The organism is Streptomyces sp. NPDC017246 (genome assembly GCF_044331325.1).
GTDB lineage: Bacteria > Actinomycetota > Actinomycetes > Streptomycetales > Streptomycetaceae > Streptomyces.
The window spans coordinates 619660-636905 of sequence record NZ_JBIRMW010000001.1; the positions used below are offsets into that span (position 1 = coordinate 619660).

Consider the following 17246-nt stretch of genomic DNA (forward strand, 5'->3'; position numbering starts at 1 on the left):
GCCCGACATGAACACGATCGTCGGCAGCCACGATCTGCTCATGGTGACCCTCGACACCCTGCGGTACGACGTGGCGGCGGAGCTCGCGGCCGAGGGCCGCCTCCCGAACCTCGCCCGTCACCTGCCCGACGGCGGCTGGGAGCGGCGACACGCGCCCGGCAGCTTCACGTACGCCTCCCACCAGGCCATGTTCGCCGGCTTCCTGCCGACCCCGGCGGCCCCGGGCCCGCACCCGCGCCTCTTCGCGGCGCGTTTCGCGGGCAGCGAGACGACCGCCGGCGGCACGTACGTCCATGACACCCCGGACTTCGTGTCCGCTCTCGCGGGCGAGGGCTACCGGACGGTCTGCGTCGGCGGTGTCGGCTTCTTCAACAGGCAGCCGCCGCTCGGCACCGTGCTCCCGGGCCTGTTCCAGGAGAGCCATTGGGATCCCTCGTTCGGTGTCGCCTCCCCGACCTCCTTCGAGTCCCAGGTCACGCGCGCCGAGGAGGTCGTCGCCGGTCTCCCCCGCGAGCGGCGGCTCTTCCTCTTCGTCAACGTGTCCGCTCTGCACCAGCCCAACTGGTTCCACCTGCCGGGCGCGACCCGCGAGGCCGGCGACTCCCGCGCCACCCACGCGGCCGCCCTCGAGTACGTCGACCGTCACATCGGTCGGCTCTTCGCCGCGATGAGCAGCCGCCGCCCCTGTTTCGCGATCGTCTGCTCCGACCACGGCACCGCGTACGGCGAGGACGGCCACACCGGGCACCGGCTGGGCCACGAGGTCGTGTGGACCGTCCCGTACGCGCAGTTCGTGCTCGCGGGCCCGGAGCGGGAGGCCGTGGCATGAGCGACGGCACCCCCCGCCCGTACCGGAGCTACGTCTACGCCTACCCGCACAAGACGGCGTACCGGCCGCTCCCCGCCCCGGCGCCCTCCCTGGCCGCGCTCTGGCGGGACGAGCCGAAGGACGCGCTCTCCCTCTACGCGCACATACCGTTCTGCGAGGTCCGCTGCGGCTTCTGCAACCTCTTCACCCGGATCGGCGCCCCAGACGAGCTGACCACCCGTTATCTGGACGCCCTCGACCGGCAGGCCACGGCCGTCCGCGAGGCCCTCGGGGACACGGCTCCGGTGCGGTTCGCGACCGCCGCGTTCGGCGGCGGCACGCCCACCTTCCTGACTGCCGCCGAGCTGGAGCGGCTCTGCGACATCGCCGAGAAGCGGACGGGGGTGGATCTGCGGGCGGTGCCGCTGTCCGTGGAGACCTCGCCCGCCACCGCGACCGCCGACCGCCTGGCCCTGCTCGCCGAGCGGGGCGCGACCCGGCTCAGCATCGGGGTGCAGAGTTTCGTGGAGGCCGAGGCGCGGGCGGCCGTCCGGCCGCAGCACCGCGCCGACGTCGAGTCGGCCCTCGGCCGGATCCGGGACACGGGCGTCCCGGTGCTCAACATCGACCTGATCTACGGGATCGACGGCCAGACCGAGAGGACCTGGCGGTCCTCGCTCGACGCCGCCCTCGTCTGGCGCCCGGAGGAGCTGTACCTCTACCCGCTGTACGTCCGGCCGCTCACGGGCCTCGGCCGCCGGCTCTCCCCCGCCGCCGACCTGGAGTGGGACGAGCAGCGGCTGCGGCTGTACCGGTACGGCCGCGACCATCTCCTCTCCCACGGGTACGAGCAGGTGTCGATGCGGATGTTCCGGCGGACGGACGCCGCACCGCTCGGCCCCGACGACTACGCCTGCCAGACCGACGGGATGATCGGCCTGGGCTGCGGGGCCCGCTCGTACACCTCGGCCCTCCACTACTCCTTCGACTACGCGGTCGACATGCGGGAGATCCGTACGATCATCGACGCCTACACGGGGACGGAGGACTTCTCGCGTGCCGAGGTCGGCCGGTGGGTGGACGCCGGGGAGGCCCGTCGCCGCCATCTGCTCCAGTCGCTGCTCCAGGCGGAGGGCATGCCGCTCGCCGGGTACGAGGAGCGGTTCGGCGCCTCGCCGTTCGCGGACTTCCCGGCGGAGCTGGGCCGGTTCGAGGTGCTCGGGTGGCTGGACGAAGAGGCGCCGGCCGGGCTCCTGCGGCTGTCCCCGGAGGGCCTCGCCCACTCGGACGGCCTCGGCCCGGAGCTCTTCTCCCCCTCGGTGCGGGCCGCGATGGCCGCGTACGAGCCGAAGTAGCGGGCGCGCATGGACCTGACACCGCCCTCGCGCACGCACCGGGGCATGGACCTCACGCTGCTCTACCGGGGCCCGCTCGCCTCCTGCGACTTCGACTGCCCGTACTGCCCCTTCGCCAAGCGCCGGGACAGCCGGGAGCGGCTGCGCGCCGACCGGGCCGCGCTCGAACGGTTCACCGGGTGGGCCGCCGGGCAGACCGGGGACCGGCTGCGGATCCTCTTCACCCCGTGGGGCGAGGGCCTGGTCCGCTCCTGGTACCGGCGGGCGCTGGTCGAGCTGTCTCGGCTCCCCCACGTGGAGCGGGTGGCGATCCAGACCAATCTGAGCTGCCGGACCGACTGGCTGGCGAAGGCGGACCCGGAGGGCGTGGCGCTCTGGTGCACGTACCACCCGGGGCAGACGCCGTACGAGCGCTTCCTCGCCAAGTGCGGGGAGCTGGCGGAGCGGGGCATCCGCTTCAGCGTCGGGGTCGTCGGGCTTCCCGAGCACGCGGAGCACGCCCGGCGGCTGCGGGCCGCCCTCCCGTCGCACGTCTACCTCTGGGTGAACGCGGCGGAGGGACACACGTACACCGACGCCGAGGCGGCCGGGTGGACGCGGATCGACCCGCTCTTCCCCTACAGCCGGCATCCGCACCGCTCCGCGGGGCTGCCGTGCCGGACCGGGGAGTCGGTGATCTCGGTGGACGGCGAGGGGACGGTGCGGCGCTGCCACTTCGTCAAGGCCGAGCTGGGGAACCTGTACGACGGCTCGTACCGCGCCGCCCTGCGTCCCCGCGCCTGCCCCCTCGCCGTCTGCGACTGCCACATCGGCTACGTCCACCTGGAGACGCTGCCGCTGTACGACGTGTTCGCCGGCGGGGTCCTTGAGCGGATTCCCGCCCTTCGCCCGCCGGCCTCCCCCGGAGCTACAGGGGCATGAGGTCGGGGCGCTTGGCCTCGACGTGGTCGCCGGAGCTCTCGCCGCGCAGCCGGCGCCCGATCCAGGGCACGAGGTACTCCTTCGCCCAGTGGATGTCGTCCCTTCGCACGTCGAGCGTGTTGCGCGGGGGAACGGGCGGCCACGCCTGGTCAGGGTCGGCGGGCACCGGCAGCCCGAGGACCTGGGCGGCGCGCAGGGCCACCCGGGTGTGCCCCTCGGCCGAGAGGTGCAGCCGGTCGTCGTCCCAGGCGCGCCGGTCCTGCACGGACCGGAGTGACCACAGGTCGAGGACCGGGCAGTCGTAGCGGTCCGCGATGGCCCGGACGTGGGCGGTGTAGGTGGCGATCTTGCCGCGCAGGTGCTTGAGCACGGGCACGTCGCGGGTGTCGAAGCCGGTGGTCACCATGACGGTGCCGACCGCGGAGGTCAGGTCGGCGACGGCCCGCTCGAAGCGCTCGGCGACGTCGTCGGGGTCCGTGCCGGGGCGGATGATGTCGTTTCCGCCGGCGCAGAAGGTCACCAGGTCGGGGGCGAGTTCCTTCGCCCGGGGGACCTGTTCCGCCACGATCTGGTCGAGGAGGCGCCCGCGTACGGCCAGATTGGCGTAGCGGAAGGCGTCGTGCTCCGGCAGCTGGTCGGCGAGCAGCACCGCGAAGCGGTCCGCCCAGCCGACGTACGTCCCCTCGGGGCCGGGGTCCCCGACGCCCTCGGTGAAGCTGTCACCGATCGCCGCGTACGACCCGAATGCGTTCTTGTCTCTTGATCTCGAATCGTCTGCCACGAGAGCACATCCTTCCCTTTCGGATGTGACCTACGCGACCGTAAGGAGGGGTTGACGCCGGGTGACATATGCCACCGATAAAGAATTTGCCAAGCCGGAATAGACCGGGACCGCGCCGGAGGCCCGGCACGTGTGTGCCGGGCCTCCGAGTGACGACGGGGCGTCAGATGTTCACACCGTGCTGACGCAGGGTGGCGATCGGGTCGATGTCGGAGCCGTACTCCGGCCCGGTGCGCATCTCGAAGTGCAGGTGCGGCCCGGTGACGTTGCCGGTCGCGCCGGAGAGGCCGATCCGCTCTCCGCCGCTTACGGTCTGGCCGGCGGAGACGGCGATCGAGGAGAGGTGGGCGTACTGCGAGAAGGTGCCGTCGGCGTGCTGGATGACGACCTGGTTGCCGTACGCGCCACCGTCGCCGGCGGAGTAGACGGTGCCGGGGCCGACCGCGACGATCGTGGTGCCGGTGGAGGCCATGAAGTCCACGCCGGTGTGGTAGCCGGAGGACCACATCGAGCCCGCGGCGCGGTACGGGGTGGACATGCCGCCGTTGACGGGGGCGAACCAGCCGGAGGAGGAGGTCGCGCCGGCCGAGGAGGAGCCGGAGGACTGCGTGCTCGCGGCCGGGGCGGCCGCGCGCTCGCTGCCGCGGGAGGCGCGCGGGGCCTCGTCGGTGTTCTTCGCCGAGGACTTCGCGGAGCTCTTCGGGGCGCTCTTGGGGGCGGCGGCCTTGGGCGCGGCGCTCTTCGGGGCGGCGGTGCTCTTGGCACCGAGCGTGAGCTTCATGCCGGGCAGGATGAGCGAGGGGTTCTCGCCGACGACCTGGCGGTTGTCCGCGTACAGCTTCTGCCAGCCCCCCGTGAGGTGGTGGTCGGCGGCGATCTTCGACAGGTAGTCGCCCCGCACGACGGAGTACGTCTTCGGAGCGGCCCGCACGGTGGCGGGCGCCGCCTTGGCGGTGGCGGGGGCCTTCACCTGGGCGGCGGCGGTGACGGCCTGGCCGGGAGCGGCGGCCGGGGCGGCCTGCTCGGCGGCGTAGGCGCCGGTGGCGCCGAGGAACGGGAGGGCGACAACGGCGCCTCCCGTGCCGGCGGCGACGATTCCGCGGGTCAGGGGGTTGATCTTGGGACGGCGGTGCTTACCCGTCGCGGGCATGGCGAATTCCTCTCCGGCGCCTGCGAGGTGAGCTGTCGGGTTCGGACTGGAGATGCCCGGCCGCGTTCTCACGCGGCTTCACCCCAAGCCGTCCTGCGTCGCGGGACCGGCGTACTTCCTTGGGTCCCCCGCTCCTGCCACGCATGGGATGAGTGGTATTCCGGACGGTGGCAGGATTCGGCGGTCCGACCGGATTGACGGTGACGCTAGACGAGCGGGTCGGGGCGAACAAGCCAATGATTTCTCCCGGCTTTCCCCGTACGGCCTTTCACCCGGAATTCCGGTCACCCTCCGTGGATGACGGGCCTTCGATTTCCTTTTTCCGTACGGCAATTGCCCCGGGCCCCCGGCCACGATCCGTCACTTCTATGACGCTGCTCACGCGCTCGGGCTCATCTCACCTGTAAACAGGGCGCGTTATGCACAACGCCTCAATTCGGACAGATCACCCATTCCCGTCCAGGGGGGTGCGCCGCAGGGCCGCCACCTGGATGATTGCCCCTGGAACCGATCTCGCGTCGGGCACCCGAACGTCGACCATCAGGAGCATCCGTGACGCAGCAGCTGCCGCAGGTCCCGCCCATCGAAACGAACGAGCCCGAGCTGGCCGAGGTCCGCAACTTCCGGGACGTGGGCGGCCTGCCGACGACGGACGGGCGTGCCGTGCACCCCGGCCGCCTCTTCCGCAGCGGCCACCTCGCCCACGCCACCGAGGAGGACGTCGCCTTCCTCGACTCGCTGGGCCTGCACACCGTCTTCGACTTCCGGAACCTGGCCGACCGCAAGATCGAGGGTCCGGACGTGGACCTCCCCGGCGTGCGGAACGTGAACATACCGCTCAACGACCCCGCCGACGGCAAGGAGTTCTGGAAGCTGGTCCGCGACGGCGACATCGAGCAGCTGCGGGACATCCTGGGCGACGGCAAGGCCGCCACCCGTATGTCCGACTCGTACCGAAAGATGGTGGTCGAGCGGACCGCGGAGCACAGCCGCGTCCTGCACTCCCTGGCGGAGGACAGCCTCCCCGCCCTGATGCACTGCGCGGCCGGCAAGGACCGCGCCGGGCTCTCCATCGCGATCACCCTGCTCGCCCTCGGCGTCGAGCGGGAGGCGATCGAGGCCGACTACGTGAAGTCGAACGACCCGCACCGCCGCTACAAGGTGCGCCGCAGCTCCACCGCCCCGGACGCGATGTCGCCCGAGGTGATGGAGCTGCTGAGCCCGCTGTTCGACGCGCGGGTGGAGTACCTGCGGGGCGCCTTCGAGACGATCGAGGCGACCTGGGGCTCGGTGGACACCTACCTCGCCGAGGGCCTGAAGCTGGCCCCGGAGACCCTCGCGCGCCTGCGGGAGCGGCTCCTCACCGAGGTGTGACCGGGATCTACTGGTTCTGCCCGCCGAGCATGAAGAGCAGGTAGAGGAAGCCGGCGAAGAGGTGCCCGGCGATCAGATAGGCGAAGAGGCGCAGGACGAGACCCTTGGGGAACTTGCCCTCGCCTCGCTCTTCGCCGGTGACAGGTCGTGACTTCTCGGACATGTTCATCCTTTTCTGCCGAAGGAAGGACGTGGGATCAGCGGCGGTGCGGAGTCCCGTCGCCGAGGCACAGCTCGGCCGCGGGACTCTGCATCAGGGTGTGGACGAAGAGCAGCTCGGCCCCGCCGGGGGTCGCGGCCCCGATCCGGTGCGGGGTGAGCGAGTCGAAGTGCGCGCTGTCCCCGGGATCGAGGACGTGGACGGCCTCGCCCAGCGCGAGCCGCACCCGGCCCTCCAGGACGTGGATCCACTCCTCGCCGGGATGGACGCGCACGATGTCGCCCCGGGTGGCGTACGGCACGTGGACCCGCAGGCACTGCAGGGCGCGTCCGGCGCCGCCCGCCTGGCGGTAGATCCAGCCGTCGGCCTCGACGGGCTCGGAGCGGCCGGCCCGGACGACGGGGTCGCGCTCGGGCGGTGCCTCGCCGAGGAGCTCGGAGACCGTCGTACCGTAGATACGGGCGAGGGCGAGCAGCATAGGGAGCGAGGGCTGCCGGTTTCCCGTCTCCAGGCGCGAGAGGTGGGCCGGCGAGAGCCCGGCCCGCTGGGCGGCGGCCTCCAGGGTGAGCCCCCTGCGGCGGCGCAGGGCCCGCAGCTGCGGGGCGACGTCGGGCAGGACGGCGGGGTCGGCCGGGGCGCCGGAAGCGGCGGATGCGGCACGCGCGCCGGACGGGGCGGCTTCGGGCGGAACGCCCGGAGTGGTGGGGTCCGGGGAGGCTTCCCCGGGGACGTGGTCCATGCGTCCATTCCGCCAGGATCGTGCCTCTGAGGCAAGTTTCTTGCCTCAGAGGCAAAAGTCCCGGGATCCGGCGGCTCAGCGCTGGGCGACCGCCTGCTTGACCAGTGTCCTCCCGAAGTCCCACATCAGCCCGCCACCGCCGTGAGCCTCGTCCATCACCGCCGTGAAGGCGGTGACGAACCGGTCCACGTCCGCCTCGTCGATGACCAGCGGCGGGATCAGCTTGATCACCTCCAGATGGTCCCCGGAGACCTGGGTCAGAATCCGGTGCCGCTGGAGCAGCGGGACGACGACCATCTGGGCGAAGAGTCCCTTGCGGGCGGCCTGGAGCATCGTCCAGCGCCCGCGGAGCCCCAGCGAGGACGGCCGGCCGAACTCGATCCCGATCATCAGGCCGCGGCCGCGGATCTCGTGGAGGAGCTCGTACCGGGGCACCAGCTCCCGCAGACGCCCGGAGAGCAGGTCGCCGATCCGGCGCGCGTGCGCGACCGTCCCCTCGTTCTCCATGACCGAGAGGACGGCGAGTCCGGCCGCCATGGCCTGCGCGTTCGATCCGAAGCTCGCCGAGTGGACCAGGACCCGGTCCATCGACGAGTAGACCTTCTTGAAGATCCAGTCCTTGCCGAGGGTGGCGCCGACCGGCACATAGCCGCCGGAGAGCGCCTTGGCGACACAGACCAGATCCGGTTCGACGCCGTCCTCGTGCTGGTAGGCGTAGAAGTCGCCGGTCCTGCCGAGGCCGGTCTGCACCTCGTCGGCGATGAGCAGGGCGCCGTGCCGGTGGAGCAGCTCCTGGGCGGCACGGAGGAAGCCCGGCGGGGCCGCGTGGACGCCCTTGCCCTGGATGGGTTCGACGACGAAGGCGGCCACGTCGCCCTTGCGCAGTTCCCGCTCCAGCGCGTCGAGGTCGCCGAGCCCGATCGCCGTGTCGGGCAGCAGCGGGGCGAAGCCGTCCCGGAAGCCGTCCTCCCCGTTGACCGAGAGCGAGCCGGTGGTGAGCCCGTGGAAGGCGTGGACGCAGTAGAGGACCCTGGGCCGCCCGGTGGCGTACCGGGCGAACTTGAGGGCGGTCTCCACGGCCTCCGTGCCGCTGTTGCCGAAGAAGACGCGGTCGAGATGCGGGCTGTGGGCGAGGAGCCGCTCGGCGAGGAGTCCGGGGAGCGGCTGGCAGTCGAAGCGGGTGAGGTCGGCGAGCTGGGCGTCCAGGACGTCGTGGAGGGCCCTGCGGACGACGGGGTGGTGCCGTCCGAGGCCCATCACGCCGAAGCCGGCGAGCATGTCGAGGTGGTCGACACCGTCGGAGTCCCAGAAATGGGCGCCCTCGGCCCGCTCGTACACCTTGTCGAAGCCGATGGTGTGGAGCATGCGCGGCAGCTGGTGGTTGAGGTACCTGGCGTGGAGCTCGTACCGCTCGCCGCCGCGCTCGGCGAGCAGCGCCCCGAGGTCGAACTCGCCGCTCATCGCTCCCCCGTCCTCACGCGTTGTTCCCGGAGACGGTCTCCCTGACCGCGCGCAGGGATTCCTTGAGGGAGCCCATGGTGGCGAGGACGGCCGTGGGCTCGTAGCCGCAGTGCGCCATGCAGTTGGCGCAGCGCGGGTCCTTGCCGCGGCCGTACTTGTCCCAGTCGGTGTCCTCGATGAGTTCGCGGTACGTGGGGACGTATCCGTCGCTCATGAGATAGCAGGGTCGCTGCCAGCCGAAGAGCGAGTAGTTCGGAATGGCCCAGGCGGTGCACGGGAAGTCCGCCTTTCCTTCCAGGAAGTCCAGGAAGAGCGGCGAGTGGTTGAGCCGCCACCGGCGCCGGTTTCCGCCCGCGAAGGCCTTCTTGAAGAGTTCGCGGGTCTGCTCGACGCCGAGGAAGTGTTCCTGGTCGGGGGCCTTCTCGTACGCGTACGCGGGAGAGATCATCATCTCGTCGACCTGGAGGTCGTCGTTGAGGAAATTGAGGACCTCGATGATGGTCTGCGGGGTGTCGGTGTTGAAGAACGTCGAATTGGTGGTGACGCGGAAACCGCGCCGCTTGGCCTCCTTGATGGCCGCCACCGCCTCGTCGAACACACCCTCCTTCGCGACGGACTCGTCGTGCCGCTCGCGCAGGCCGTCGATGTGCACGGCGAAGGCGAAGTACGGCGAGGGGGTGAAGTTCTCCAGCTTCTTGCGGAGCAGCATGGCGTTGGTGCAGAGGAAGACGTACTTCCTCTTGGCCACCAACTGGCGCACGATCTCATCGATCTGAGGGTGCATCAGGGGCTCGCCGCCCGCGATGGACACCATGGGGGCGCCGGACTCCAGGACCGCGCCGACCGCCTGGGCGACCGGCATGCGCTGCTTGAGGACACCTGCCGGGTGCTGGATCTTTCCGCAGCCCTCGCACTTGAGATTGCAGGCGAACAGCGGCTCGAGCTCGACGATCAGCGGGAACTTCTCACGCTTGCGGAGCTTCTGTTCGAAGAGGTAGGTCCCGACCCTGATGGACTGACGGAGCGGCATGGCCATAACTCGCTCACCTCCTGGGGAGCAGCAAAGAACGGTGCCATTCGAAGAACGCGGGAAGGACGGCACGAAGAACACGGAAGGCCGATATTCCCCCGCGTACCGTGCCGATCCGGACCAGTTCATGTTCTGGAGCGTCCACGACCACCCGGACGGCCGCAACCGGGCGGGCGTCCGGCCCTCCGCCGAGGCCCGCCGCGGTGCGGAGCGCGCCCGCCGTCCGCAGGGTCGCCGCGGACTCCATGTCGACGGCGATCGCGCCGGTGGCGAGCAGCGCGGCCCGCTCGGGGCCGCGCACCACATGGTCGGAGCCGGCCAGCGGCCCCGTGTGGACGGCCCGCCCCGGTACAGCCCTGACCAGAGCCTTCACCAGGAGTTCCGACCCGGTGCAGAGGGTGACGCCGTCCGGGCCGCGGGTCTCGTCGGCGACGATCAGGTCCCCCGGGTGCATACCGGGGGCGAGTCCCGCGCAGAAGCCGGAGGCGATGACGGCGGCGTCCCGCCATCCCTCCTCGCCGAGCGCCCGGGAGACCGCCCTGCGGGCCCGGTCGGGGCCCATGCCCGTACGGAGCACCTTGAGGGGCCCGGGGGCGCCGGCCCGGTCCCCGCTGCGCAGGGCGAGCTGTTCGATGCCGAGCGCGCAGGCGATCAGCAGCGGTGGCGGGGCGCCGGGGCCCGGTTCGCGGCCCATCACCCCTCCTTGGCGGGCGAGGGCTCCCCGTACACGTAGCGACCGAGCGCCGTGAGGGGGAACACCAGCCGGTAGAGGTGGTAGTTGATGGAGAAGTCCCAGGGGAAGCCCGTGCCGGTGAAGTACGGCTCGTCCCAGGAGCCGTCCTCGCGCTGGGTGGCGGCGAGCCAGGCGATGCCCCGCCGGACGGGCTCGGAGTCGCGCTCGCCGGCCGCGAGGAGGGCGAGCAGTGCCCAGGCGGTCTGGGAGGCGGTGGTGGCGCCGCGCCCGATCCATGCCTCGTCGTGGTACGAGCGGAGGTCCTCGCCCCAGCCGCCGTCCTCGTTCTGGGTGGACCTGAGCCAGTCGACGGCGCGGCGGATCGCCGGATGGGAGACGGGCAGCCCGGCGGCGGTGAGCGCGGGGAGCACCGAGCCGGTGCCGTACAGGTGATTGACGCCCCAGCGGCCGAACCAGGCGCCGTTCGGCTCCTGGTGGGCGAGCAGCCACTCGACTCCCCTGCGGGTGCGGGGGTCCTGGGCGAGCCCCTCGTAGGCCAGCATCTCCACCACATGGGCGGTGACGTCGGCGGAGGGCGGGTCGATCACCTCGCCGAAGTCGCAGAACGGCAGCCTGTTGGGGAAGGCGCTGGTGTTGTCGGCGTCGAAGGCGCCCCAGGCTCCGCCCCGAGACTGCATGCCCAGCGTCCAGCGGGCGCCCCGGGCGATGGCCGCCTCGACCCGCGCGGGGTCGGGGTGGGCGACCCGGCGGAGCGCGAGGAGCACCTCGGCGGTGTCGTCGGTGTCGGGGTAGTTGTCGTTGTGGAACTCGAACGCCCAGCCGCCCGGCGGCAGTCCGGGGCGCCGTACCGCCCAGTCCCCGGTCCGGGTGACCTCCTCGTCGAGCATCCAGTCGACGGCCTTCACCAGGGCCGGGTGGTCGGGCCGCAGCCCCGCGTCGGCGAGCGCGACGGCGGCGAGACAGGTGTCCCAGACCGGCGACTGGCAGGCCTCGACCATCCGCGAGCCGTCCTCGCGCCACACCGCGAAGCGGTCGAGCGACTCCAGTCCGGCCCGCATGACGGGGTGCTGGAGGTCGTAGCCGAGGAGGTGGAGGGCGATGACCGAGTAGACGGCGGGGGGCTGGATGCCGCCCCAGCAGCCGTCGTTCTCCTGGCGCTCGACGATCCACCGCGCGGCGAGGTTCATGGCGGTCCTGCGCAGGGCGCGCGGCGCCACCCGGTGGTAGGCGTGGAGGGCCTTGTCGAGCCGCTGGAAGATCCCGTCCCAGCCGGTGGCCGGGGCGAGCGGCCGGGGCGGGTTCGGCCGGGCCGGGTCGGTGTGCAGCTCGTCGAGCGGGAAGGGCGCGGGGCGGACCGGGCGCTTCGCGGAGACGACGGTGAGCGGCACGATCGTCTGCCGGGCCCAGCAGCCGAAGTCGTAGATGTTGAGCGGGAACCACTTCGGCAGGAAGAGCAGCTCCGGGGGCAGTTCGGGCAGGTCCTCCCAGCGCCACCAGCCGAAGAGGGCGAGCCAGATCCGGGTGAAGACCCGGGCGGCGGCGATACCGCCGCCGGCGCGGACCCAGGCGGCGGCCCGGGCCATGTGCGGGGCCTCGGGCGGGTCTCCGGCGAGCCGGAGCGCCACATAGGCCTCGACGGTGGCGGAGAGCTCGCCGGGTCCGCCGTAGAAGGTGGCCCAGGCTCCGTCCTCGCGCTGTTCGCGGCGGATGTGGAGGGCCGCGGCGCGGGTGGTGTCGGCGTCGAGGATGCCCAGGAACTGGCGGAGGAGGAGGTCCTCGGCGTCCATGGTGACGTTGGTCTCCAGGTCGCCCTTCCACCAGCCCTCGGGGTCCTGTCGGGCGAGCAGGTTCCCGACGGCCCGTTCCGCGGCGCGCGCGGCGGTCCCGTCGAGGTCCGGCGCCGTGGCGTCGGTGTCGTGCGTCGTGCTGGCCGCGGCTGCCCGGGGGCCCACGGCCCCGGCGCTTCCGTCGGTCGTCGCTGTCATGGCTTCCCCTTTGCGCAGTCGGTTACTTCTGCTTCTACGGGTCTGCCGTCGGCCGGCGCCGGAAGGCACCGGCCGGCGACCGCGAACTCATATCAGGGTGATGGTGATCATCTCTTCCGTACGACCACGAAGTCGGCGAGCGCGGTGAGCTGCGCCCGCACACCGGCGGGCATGTCCACCTCGTTCAGGGCCTCGATCGCGACGGCGTGCTGGCGGCGGGCCTCCTGGGAGGTCCACTCGCGTCCACCGGCCTCCTCGATGAGGGCCGCCCGGGTGGCGAACTCCTCCTCGGAGAAGGTGTCGAAGTCATTGGACTTGGCGTCCGCGGCGAGCAGTTCGCCCAGCCGCTCGGAGGCCTCGCCGCCGGCGGCGAGGGCGGCGACGACGGGCAGGGACTTCTTGCGCTGGCGCAGGTCGCTCCAGGTCTGCTTGCCGGTGGCCTCCGGGTCGCCCCAGATGCCGAGCAGGTCGTCCACGGCCTGGAAGGCGAGCCCGAGGTGGTACCCGTACTCCTCCAGCTTGTCGGCGGTGCGGTCGTCGGCGCCGCCGAGGACGGCGCCGATGGAGACGGCGCAGGCGAGCAGGGCGCCGGTCTTGTTGCCCTCCATCTCCAGGCACTCCTCGACGGTGACCCGCTCGCGGTGCTCGTAGGAGATGTCCTGGGCCTGGCCGTCGATGAGCTTGCGGCTGGCGGTGGTGAGCCTGCGGGTCGCCCGGCCGGCCTCCACGGTGCCGAGCTCCAGCAGGATCTCGTTGGCCAGCGCGAACAGGGCGTCGCCGACGAGGATGGCCTGCGCGGGGCCGTGCACCTTCCACACGGTGTCGCGGTGACGGCGCTGCTCGTCCCCGTCCATGAGGTCGTCGTGCAGCAGCGAGAAGTTGTGGACGAGCTCCACGGCGACGGCGCCGGGGACGCCGACCTCGGGCGCGGCACCCGCGGCCTCGGCGGACAGCAGGGCGAGCGCGGGGCGGACGGCCTTGCCGCCGTCGCCGTCGGCGGGGTTGCCCTGCGCGTCGATCCAGCCGAAGTGGTAGGCGGCCACGGTGTCCATGGGCGCCGCGAGGCGGTCGACGGCCGCGCGCAGTACGGGGGTGGACAGGGTCCGTCCCCGCTCCAGCAGTGCGGACACGTCCGCGGTGTCGACGGCCGGATTACCCGGCGGCACAGTCGGCACGGTCTCTCCTCTTGTTCCGGTACTCACACTCATGCCGCCTCCTGTAGCGGGTGGTCATGGCGGCGGCCGAGGGCGGAGAGCGCGGCGCCCGCGGCGCTGAAACCACTGCGGACGGCCCCCTCCATGGTCGCGGGCCAGCCGGTGGCGGTCCAGGCCCCGGCCAGGTAGAGCCCCGGTGCCTGGGTGCGGGCGCCGGGGCGGAGCCGGCCGACGCCCGGGGTGGGGGCGAACGTGGCCATCCGCTCCCTGGTGACGAAGAAGTCGCGGATACCGGCGCCGCGCGCGGCGGGCAGCAGCCGTTCCAGCTCGGGGAGGTACTTCTCGCGCAGGGCGGCGACGGGCTCGTCGATCTCGTCCTGTGCGGCGGACTGGGAGACGGCGAGGTACTGGCCGCCGCCGGTGAGTCCGGAGGAGTCGGTGCGGTCGAAGACCCACTGCACGGGGGAGCCGAGAGCGGTGAAGAACGGCCGCTTCAGCACCTTGCGGTCGTAGACGACGTGCAGGTTGAGGATGGGCGCGGTGGCGATGTCGAGAAGCCGGTCGGGGTCGTCGAGGGCGCCCTCGGGCAGCAGGCCGTGGGTCTCCTGCTGCGGTACGGCGAGGACGACGGCGTCCGCCGTGATCGTCTCGCCGGGGACGTCGACGGCCCAACGCCCTTCGTCGGTACGGGAGATCCGCTCGGCCTTGGTGCGCAGCGCGGTGCGGACGCCGAGGGCGTCGAGTTCCTTCGCGGCCCGGGTGTCGTGGAGTTCGCCGAGCGGGACATGGGCCCAGCCGATGTCGGCGGCACCGGGCTCGGAGAGGAGGCCGGTCTTGAAGACCATCGCGGCGAGCCCCATGGAGGCCTCCGGGGCGGGGGCGTTGAGGGTGGGGATGCCGACCAGGTCCCAGAGGGCCTCGACGGTCCGCGGGGACTGTCCGTGGCGGCCGAGCCAGGTGGCGAAGTCGATGCCGTCGAGCGCCGGGTCGGCGGGGTCGAGCTTCTTCAGGGCGAGTGCGGCCCGGCCGACGGAGGCCCGCTCGGCGAGGGAGAGGTGCGGGTACGTGGCGAGGCTGCGCGCCAGGTGCAGCGGTACGGGGAGGTTGTCGCGGCGGATCCGGCCGAGCCGGGGGCCGCGGGGGTGCGCGACGTCGAGGACGGGGACGTCGAGGCGGTCCTGGAGGGGAGCCAGCCGGGCGCCGTCGACCCGGTCGAGGAACCAGCGGTAGGCGGTGCAGCAGCGCAGATAGACGTGCTGGCCGTTGTCGACGGTGAGGTCGCCCCGGCGGAAGGAGAAGGCGAGGCCGCCGAGCCGGGGCCGGCCTTCGAGGAGGGTGACGCCGACACCGGCGTCGGCTAGCTGGAGCGCGGCGGTGATCCCGGCGAGCCCGCCGCCGACGACGACGGCGTGGGGCTGCCGGGCGTGCTGCCCGGTCGCTTCGTGGGTCACGCTGCCTCCGTTCGGGTCGTCGCGGGCAGGGACGCCGGAACGGCGCCCGGGGTTGCCCGGTGGGCGGGGGCGCAGGGGCGCATCAGGCACGCCTCCTGACGGTGCGTCGGGCGATGGTGCGGGTGTCGAGGCCGGAGAGCCCGCGGACCGCGACGTACGCCTTCTCGCGTCCGGGCAGCGAGACGCGGCCGCGCAGCACGGCCTCGGGGTCGCGTTCGATCCGGTCGAGGAGGCGGCGGTAGATGCCGGCCATCGCGGCGACGCAGGCGCCGCTGCGCCGGTCGAGCATGGGAAGCAGCCGGTAGCCCTCGGCGAACAGGGCGCGGGCGCGGCGCACTTCGAAGTGGACGAGGCCGGCGAAGTCGGCGCCGGCGGGCGGGGTCTCGCTGTCGAAGCCCTCGCCGCAGCCGAACTTGGCGAGGTCGTCGGCGGGCAGATAGGTCCGCCCGTTCCCGGCGTCCTCGCGTACGTCCCTGAGGATGTTGGTGAGTTGGAGGGCGAGGCCGAGGGTGTCGGCGTACTCGGCGGCGCGCTCGGCGCCCTGGGCGCCGGGCTGGGTGCCGAAGACGCCGAGGGAGAGCCGGCCGATCGCCCCGGCGACGCAGCGGCAGTAGACCTTGAGGTCGTCCCAGGTCTCGTAGGTCGCGTCGTGCACGTCCATGAGGACGCCGTCGATGAGCTCGTCGAGGCCGCCGAGCGGGATCGGGAAGCGGCGGGCCGAGTCGGCGAGGGCGACGGCGACGGGGTCGGTGTCGTCCTCGTCGATCCCGCCGGCGCGGATCCGGTCGAGCAGGGCGCGGGTGGCCTCCAGGCGCTCCTGCTTGGCCTCGGGCGGAAGGGTGCCGTCGCCGATGTCGTCGACGCGCCGGGAGAAGGCGTACAGCGCGGACATCGCCTGGCGCTTCTCGGTCGGCAGCAGCCGGATTCCGTAGGCGAAGTTCCGCGCCTGCTGTCCGGTGACCGCCTCGCAGTAGCTGTAGGCGGCCTGTACCGGCGCGGACGGCTGGGGCTGTGCCTCCACGGTCGCGCTCACCCCTCTCTCCGCGCCCGGAGCAGAACCGCTCCCACCTGGCGCATCAGGCTCGGCTTGGTGGCCTTCGGTGGGCCGGTCAGCACGTCGAATCCGGCGTCGGTGATCGCGTCGAGCGCGGCGAGTCCTCCGGCGGTGAAGCCCGCCAGGAGGAGACGGAGCCGGCCGTGGACGCTGCCGACGAGGGGGGTGCCCGCGTGGAGCAGCTCGCGGGCCCGCTCGGCCTCGAAGGCGATCAGGGCTCGCACGGAGGCTCCGGCGGTGGGCCGGGCGAGGTCGCTCTCGGTGACGTGGAACCGCTTGAGGTCCTCGGTGGGGAGGTAGATCCGGTCGTTGCCGAGGTCCTCGGCGACGTCCTGGAGGTGCTCGACGACCTGGAGGGCGGTGCAGATCTCGTCGGAGCGTCTGATCCGCTCGGGGGTGTCGGTGCCGGTGATCGCGAGGACGAGCCGGCCGACGGGGTTGGCGGAGAGCTCGCAGTAGGCGAGGAGGTCGTCGTACGTCTCGTAGCGCCTGACGAGCTGGTCCTGCCGGTTGGCGGCGATCAGGCCGAGGAAGGGCTCGGGGGTGAGCCCGCACCGCAGCACGGTGGGCCGGAGGCCTCGGAGGAGGGGGTGGCGGGGGGTGCCGTCGAAGACGCGGTGGAGGTCGGCCTCGAAGGCGTCGAGGAAGGCGAGCCGGTCCTCGGCGGTCTCGGGGTCGAGGCCGAGGTGGCGGGCGTCGGCGCCGCCGGGGGCGAGGTCGCCGTCGCCGATGTCGTCGACGAGCCGGGCGAAGCCGTAGACGGCCATGAGGTCGTCGCGCCAGGCCCGGGGCAGGAAGAAGGGTGCCACGGGGAAGTTCTCGTCCGCGGCCTTGCCGAGGGTGGCGCGCGAGGAGGCGTCGGTGCGCGCCTGCCGGGTTTCCGTCACAGGTCACTGCCCGACGGAGGGACGGCGAGACCCTCGTGGAGCTGGAGATTCTGCGTCATGGCCGTCACGTCTCCCGTTCTACACTGCCGATCCAATCCATCCTATTTCGGACACGCCGCCGACCCCTGCCCGTGGAGCCGCCGCCCGGAGGCCCGATGGTCGTGGAGTATCGCCCTACTTGCCGCGAAACAGACCGGTCCAGCTTACGTTGTACGACGGCCGTCGCCATTCCGGGGTACCGG

Annotated in this window: 16 protein-coding genes and 1 riboswitch; of the genes, 4 read left to right on the forward strand and 12 right to left on the reverse strand. The window is 72.4% G+C overall.

Going from position 1 to position 17246, the window contains the following annotated elements:
* Positions 1-7: 7 nt before the first annotated feature.
* The 3 genes from ACH4MY_RS02755 to ACH4MY_RS02765 are packed head-to-tail and all read left to right on the forward strand — an operon-like array spanning position 8 to position 3084.
* Positions 8-829 (forward strand): STM4013/SEN3800 family hydrolase, encoded by an 822-nt coding sequence (locus ACH4MY_RS02755; protein WP_397997365.1) that lies wholly within the window; start codon positions 8-10, stop codon positions 827-829.
* On the forward strand, positions 826-2163 hold the full coding sequence (locus ACH4MY_RS02760; RefSeq protein ID WP_397996515.1) for an STM4012 family radical SAM protein: 1338 nt from the start codon (positions 826-828) through the stop codon (positions 2161-2163). The genes ACH4MY_RS02755 and ACH4MY_RS02760 overlap by 4 nt, the downstream gene beginning before the upstream one ends.
* A 45-nt stretch (positions 2164-2208) precedes the next feature.
* A complete protein-coding gene (locus tag ACH4MY_RS02765) occupies positions 2209-3084 on the forward strand; it encodes an STM4011 family radical SAM protein (protein WP_397997368.1) in 876 nt (291 codons plus the stop codon).
* Here the strand turns inward: ACH4MY_RS02765 and ACH4MY_RS02770 are convergent.
* Entirely contained in the window at positions 3071-3865 is a 795-nt protein-coding gene (locus ACH4MY_RS02770; protein ID WP_397996518.1) for an SGNH/GDSL hydrolase family protein, read from the reverse strand. The genes ACH4MY_RS02765 and ACH4MY_RS02770 overlap by 14 nt on opposite strands.
* A gap of 163 nt (positions 3866-4028) precedes the next feature.
* Positions 4029-5015 carry a peptidoglycan DD-metalloendopeptidase family protein gene (locus ACH4MY_RS02775; protein ID WP_397996519.1) on the reverse strand — a complete coding sequence of 329 codons (987 nt, stop codon included), beginning with the start codon at positions 5013-5015 and terminating at the stop codon, positions 4029-4031.
* Positions 5016-5019: 4 nt separating this feature from the next.
* Positions 5020-5208, reverse strand: a riboswitch (cyclic di-AMP (ydaO/yuaA leader).
* Between the two features lie 359 nt (positions 5209-5567).
* On the opposite strand from ACH4MY_RS02775, the gene ACH4MY_RS02780 reads away from it, so the two are divergent.
* The gene (locus tag ACH4MY_RS02780) at positions 5568-6389 is read left to right on the forward strand and encodes a tyrosine-protein phosphatase (protein ID WP_397996522.1); all 822 of its coding nucleotides are present in this window, start codon (positions 5568-5570) and stop codon (positions 6387-6389) included.
* A 7-nt stretch (positions 6390-6396) separates the two neighbouring features.
* Here ACH4MY_RS02780 and ACH4MY_RS02785 read toward each other — a convergent pair whose 3' ends face one another.
* From ACH4MY_RS02785 to hpnC, 10 genes are all read right to left on the reverse strand, one after another.
* Positions 6397-6552: a DUF6126 family protein gene (locus ACH4MY_RS02785; protein WP_015037637.1), complete on the reverse strand. Its 156-nt coding sequence runs from the start codon at positions 6550-6552 to the stop codon at positions 6397-6399.
* A gap of 34 nt (positions 6553-6586) precedes the next feature.
* The gene (locus ACH4MY_RS02790) at positions 6587-7288 is read right to left on the reverse strand and encodes a helix-turn-helix domain-containing protein (RefSeq protein ID WP_397996526.1); all 702 of its coding nucleotides are present in this window, start codon (positions 7286-7288) and stop codon (positions 6587-6589) included.
* 75 nt (positions 7289-7363) lie between these two features.
* A complete protein-coding gene (locus tag ACH4MY_RS02795) occupies positions 7364-8749 on the reverse strand; it encodes an aspartate aminotransferase family protein (RefSeq protein WP_397996529.1) in 1386 nt (461 codons plus the stop codon).
* Between the two features lie 13 nt (positions 8750-8762).
* On the reverse strand, positions 8763-9785 hold the full coding sequence (hpnH, locus tag ACH4MY_RS02800; RefSeq protein WP_397996532.1) for an adenosyl-hopene transferase HpnH: 1023 nt from the start codon (positions 9783-9785) through the stop codon (positions 8763-8765).
* Between the two features lie 7 nt (positions 9786-9792).
* A complete protein-coding gene (locus tag ACH4MY_RS02805; protein ID WP_397996535.1) occupies positions 9793-10473 on the reverse strand; it encodes a 1-hydroxy-2-methyl-2-butenyl 4-diphosphate reductase in 681 nt (226 codons plus the stop codon).
* On the reverse strand, positions 10473-12458 hold the full coding sequence (shc, locus tag ACH4MY_RS02810) for a squalene--hopene cyclase (RefSeq protein ID WP_397996537.1): 1986 nt from the start codon (positions 12456-12458) through the stop codon (positions 10473-10475). The genes ACH4MY_RS02805 and shc overlap by 1 nt, the downstream gene beginning before the upstream one ends.
* A 107-nt stretch (positions 12459-12565) precedes the next feature.
* A complete protein-coding gene (locus tag ACH4MY_RS02815) occupies positions 12566-13666 on the reverse strand; it encodes a polyprenyl synthetase family protein (protein ID WP_397996540.1) in 1101 nt (366 codons plus the stop codon).
* Positions 13663-15063 carry a hydroxysqualene dehydroxylase HpnE gene (gene hpnE, locus ACH4MY_RS02820; RefSeq protein WP_397996542.1) on the reverse strand — a complete coding sequence of 467 codons (1401 nt, stop codon included), beginning with the start codon at positions 15061-15063 and terminating at the stop codon, positions 13663-13665. The genes ACH4MY_RS02815 and hpnE overlap by 4 nt, the downstream gene beginning before the upstream one ends.
* Before the next feature lie 82 nt (positions 15064-15145).
* A complete protein-coding gene (hpnD, locus tag ACH4MY_RS02825; protein WP_397996544.1) occupies positions 15146-16096 on the reverse strand; it encodes a presqualene diphosphate synthase HpnD in 951 nt (316 codons plus the stop codon).
* Positions 16093-17004, reverse strand: coding sequence for a squalene synthase HpnC (gene hpnC / locus ACH4MY_RS02830; protein ID WP_397996547.1), 912 nt, complete (start codon positions 17002-17004; stop codon positions 16093-16095). Before hpnC ends, hpnD begins: the two co-directional genes overlap by 4 nt.
* Positions 17005-17246: the final 242 nt, after the last annotated feature.

Coding starts and splice junctions, on each gene's coding strand:
- ACH4MY_RS02755 (WP_397997365.1), top strand. CDS start 8: ATGAACACGATCGTCGGCAGCCACGATCTGCTCATGGTGACCCTCGAC.
- ACH4MY_RS02760 (WP_397996515.1), top strand. CDS start 826: ATGAGCGACGGCACCCCCCGCCCGTACCGGAGCTACGTCTACGCCTAC.
- ACH4MY_RS02765 (WP_397997368.1), top strand. CDS start 2,209: ATGGACCTCACGCTGCTCTACCGGGGCCCGCTCGCCTCCTGCGACTTC.
- ACH4MY_RS02775 (WP_397996519.1), bottom strand. CDS start 5,015: ATGCCCGCGACGGGTAAGCACCGCCGTCCCAAGATCAACCCCCTGACC.
- ACH4MY_RS02785 (WP_015037637.1), bottom strand. CDS start 6,552: ATGTCCGAGAAGTCACGACCTGTCACCGGCGAAGAGCGAGGCGAGGGC.
- ACH4MY_RS02790 (WP_397996526.1), bottom strand. CDS start 7,288: ATGGACCACGTCCCCGGGGAAGCCTCCCCGGACCCCACCACTCCGGGC.
- ACH4MY_RS02795 (WP_397996529.1), bottom strand. CDS start 8,749: ATGAGCGGCGAGTTCGACCTCGGGGCGCTGCTCGCCGAGCGCGGCGGC.
- hpnH (WP_397996532.1), bottom strand. CDS start 9,785: ATGGCCATGCCGCTCCGTCAGTCCATCAGGGTCGGGACCTACCTCTTC.
- ACH4MY_RS02805 (WP_397996535.1), bottom strand. CDS start 10,473: ATGGGCCGCGAACCGGGCCCCGGCGCCCCGCCACCGCTGCTGATCGCC.
- shc (WP_397996537.1), bottom strand. CDS start 12,458: ATGACAGCGACGACCGACGGAAGCGCCGGGGCCGTGGGCCCCCGGGCA.
- ACH4MY_RS02815 (WP_397996540.1), bottom strand. CDS start 13,666: ATGAGTGTGAGTACCGGAACAAGAGGAGAGACCGTGCCGACTGTGCCG.